Below are 3348 nucleotides of genomic sequence, written 5' to 3'. Positions count from 1 at the left end.
GGGCCGGGCGCCGGGGCGCCCGCCGCCCCCCCCCCCCCCCCCCCCCCCCCCCCCGCCCCCCCCCGGGCCGAGTCAACTTTGCTTGGGAAAGCAAAAACTCGAATTTCCGCTCCGGGCACATCGCTGGCACCGATTACTTGTGAATTGACGTCCCCCATGGGTCGAGAGCTCTCGCCCTCAAGGCCAATTGATCGTGTGGAACTGAGTCACCGAGCACAGCACGATCCAGTGGAGTTCGCCTTTTGGCTTTGTGCCGATTTCGGTCGGCCCGCTGCCGGATGGGATCAAGACGCTGGAGTCGGGTTTTTCTATTCTGAGCGGATCCTAAAAAAGCCCGCGAGGAGACGCATGAACATGAAGCAACCCAGCCCCAAGCTCAACACCATCGCCCTGGCCGCCGTGTCGGCCTGCCTGGCTTTGAGCAGCCCCCTCGTCCATGCCCAGAGCAAGGACGCCGCTGCAGAGACGCAAAACCTGACCCGCGTGACGGTCACCGGCTCCAACATCAAACGCACCGACTTGGAGACCTCGCAGCCGCTGCTGGTTTTGAGCAAGGACGAGATCAAGGCCTCCGGCGCGCTGACGGTGGGCGATGTGCTGGCCAATCTGAGCAATAACGACCGCAGCGCCATCAGCGACCTGGGCGGCGCCAACTCCTGGGCCAGCGGCGCCTCGGGCGTGTCGCTGCGCAATTTGGGCACCGGCGGCACTTTGACGCTTTTGAATGGACGCCGCTTGGCCAGCTATGGTTTTGCCGATGGTTTGCAGCTGAACTTCACCAATATCGACGCCATCCCGGCCAACATCATCGAACGTGTTGAAGTGCTGAAAGATGGCGCCTCGGCCATTTACGGCTCGGACGCGATTGGCGGCGTGATCAACGTCATCACCGTCAAGGACTTCACCGGTGTTGGCCTGCAGCTGAGCGCGCAGCGCAATCTGAAGAAGAGTTTCTTGGACGCCGACCAGCAGGCCTCGGTCACCGTGGGCCACGGCAATCTGGCGACCCAGGGCTACAACGCCTATGCGCACTTGGAGGTCTACAAACGCGGCAGCTACAAGGACAGCGCGGTGCGTGACATGTTGCCCGAGTGGTATCTGGAGCAAAACCCGGCGCGTGGCCAGCGCTCGGCCGGTTCCTTCCCCGGCAACTATGTGGGCAGCTATCCGGCCGACTACAAAGACCCGGCCCTGGCCGGCAAGCGCATCAACACGCCGGCTCCGGGCTGCGCGCCCGGGGATTTGATCGGTGGCGTCTGTCAGTACGACTACTGGAAGGACAGCGATGCCCGCCCGGCCACCCAACGGGTGACCTTGCTGGCCGGTGCGCGTTTCACGATCAACAAAGACCTGAGCGCCTTTGCCGAGTTCCAGGGTGCCGACATTCAGGCCGACTACTACACCAACATCCCGCGCAGCAACCCCGGCAGCGTCAGCACCTGGTACGACAGCATCAAGGGCGAGTTGCAGAGCTTCACCGACCCACGCTTGCCGGCCAATCACCCGAACAACCCTTACGGCTTCCCTATCGGTTTGAACTACCGCTTTGTGGACCACCCGGATATGTTCAAAAACATCGGCGCCTCGCGCGACTTCCGTGTGCTGGCCGGCGTTGAGGGCTCGGCCTGGGGTTGGGACTTTGACGGCGCGGTGGGCATGATGCAGTCCAAAGCCACCCAGCGACAGCACCTGTACCGAGATCGCTTTGGCTACGCCGAGGCCATCACCAGCGGCGCCTACAAGTTCGGCCAGACCAACCCGCGGGAGCTGCTGGAAAAGATGTTCCCCGAGATGGGCTCCTCGGGCACCTACACCCAGCAGTTCGCCGATGCCAAGGGCTCGCGCGAGATCGGTAGCTTGCCTGGCGGCCCCATCATGCTGGCGCTCGGGGCTGAGTTGCGCCATGAGAAGTTTGAGCACCGCAGCATGGACAACATCTTACAGGCGCGCATCGTCAGCTTCTCGGGCGTGGACATTTCCGGCAAGCGCGATGTCGGCGCGCTGTTTGGTGAGGTGAATCTGCCGATCACCAAACAGATCGAAGCGTCGCTGGCCCTGCGCGGTGACAAGGTCTTCAATGGTTTTGGCGCGGTCACGCCCAAGATGCAGCTGGCCTGGCGGCCGATGCGCGAGCTGATGCTGCGCGGCACGGCCACCCAAGGCTTCCGCGCCCCCAGCTTGCCGGAGACCGGCAATGGTGGCGCCTCCTGGTTCAACAACGGCTATCTGGATCCGAAGCGCTGCGACACCGCCAAGCAAATGCAGGCGGTGCTCAAGACCGGCAATGCCAGCGACAAGCTGGACGCCACCGAGGCTTACAACTCGGGTTGCTCGGTCAGTTTCCCCTCGGCCATCACGCCGAACCCGAGCCTGAAGCCCGAGACGTCCAACAACTTCTCTTTCGGCATCGTGACCCAGCCGATCGAGAACATCAGCTTCACGCTGGACTACTACAACATCCAGCGCAAGGATGAGATCGGTGTGCGCGATGTCAACGAGGTGCTGGGCAATGAAGACGCCAACCCCAGCCTGCTGCCGCGCGATCCGGTCTCGGCGCGCGACAAAGACCTGGCCAAGCGGGTCAAGGAGTTGTCGGGCAAGGACATCAATTTCGCCGTGGGCTCGGTGCGCTCGCTGGGCCTGCAGTACCAGAACATGAACAAGACCAAGGTCTCGGGCCTGGATCTGGACCTGCGCAGTCGTTGGAAGTTGGGTGCTTGGGGGCAGCTCGACGCAGGCATTGAAGCCAACTACCAGATCGACGTGCGCTACTGGGACACCACCGCGCAGGACTACACCGAGAACCGGGTCGGCTACCGGGGCACGCCGCGGCTGCACGCGATCTACAAGATCAACTGGGGCATGGCCGACTGGAAGCTGGGTGCGCGACTCAATCAGTACTCCGGTACCCGCTTGAGTGCCGCCGAGTGGGACAGCAACAACAGCATCGAAGGTTGCGCCGATCGTGATGTGGCCGAGGCCGACTGCCGCGTGAAGCCCTGGCTGAGCACGGACTTGTGGCTGCAGTACAGCGGCTTCAAGAACTTCACCTTGTCTGCCAATTTGATGAACGCCTTTGACCAAAAGCCCTTGGTGGAACTGCGTCCCGGCTCCTCGCTGCCGCTGGGCGGCCGGGTCTTGAAGCTGAACCTGGAGGCACGCTTCTGATGCGCAGCGCCCGACCCGCGCTGCGTGCGCTTGCCGCTGCACTGCTGCTGCAGTCTGGCTTGTGCCTTGCACAGGCCAACACCGAGGACCCGTATCTCTGGTTGGAGGAGGTGCAGGGCGAGCGGGCGCTGCGCTGGGTGCAGGGGCAGAACGAGGCCAGTCTGGCGGCGCTGCAGGGCG

General features: G+C 63.3%; 2 protein-coding genes. Both read left to right on the top strand.

Annotated elements, in window-relative coordinates:
• The first annotated feature begins 348 nt into the window (after positions 1-348).
• Positions 349-3168, top strand: a complete 2820-nt coding sequence (locus ACOVRJ_RS16205; RefSeq protein ID WP_422044869.1) for a TonB-dependent receptor plug domain-containing protein — start codon at positions 349-351, stop codon at positions 3166-3168.
• Positions 3168-3348, top strand: a 181-nt coding sequence (locus ACOVRJ_RS16200; protein ID WP_422044868.1) for a hypothetical protein, incomplete at its 3' end; no start/stop codon positions are given. The genes ACOVRJ_RS16205 and ACOVRJ_RS16200, both read left to right, overlap by 1 nt.

Source organism: Roseateles sp., assembly GCF_049240545.1.
GTDB lineage: Bacteria > Pseudomonadota > Gammaproteobacteria > Burkholderiales > Burkholderiaceae_C > Paucibacter_A.
This window is presented reverse-complemented; position numbering and strand designations above follow the sequence as displayed.

What these genes read in the sequence shown, in the direction of transcription:
- ACOVRJ_RS16205 (WP_422044869.1), top strand. Translation starts at nt 349, where the DNA reads ATGAACATGAAGCAACCCAGCCCCAAGCTCAACACCATCGCCCTGGCC.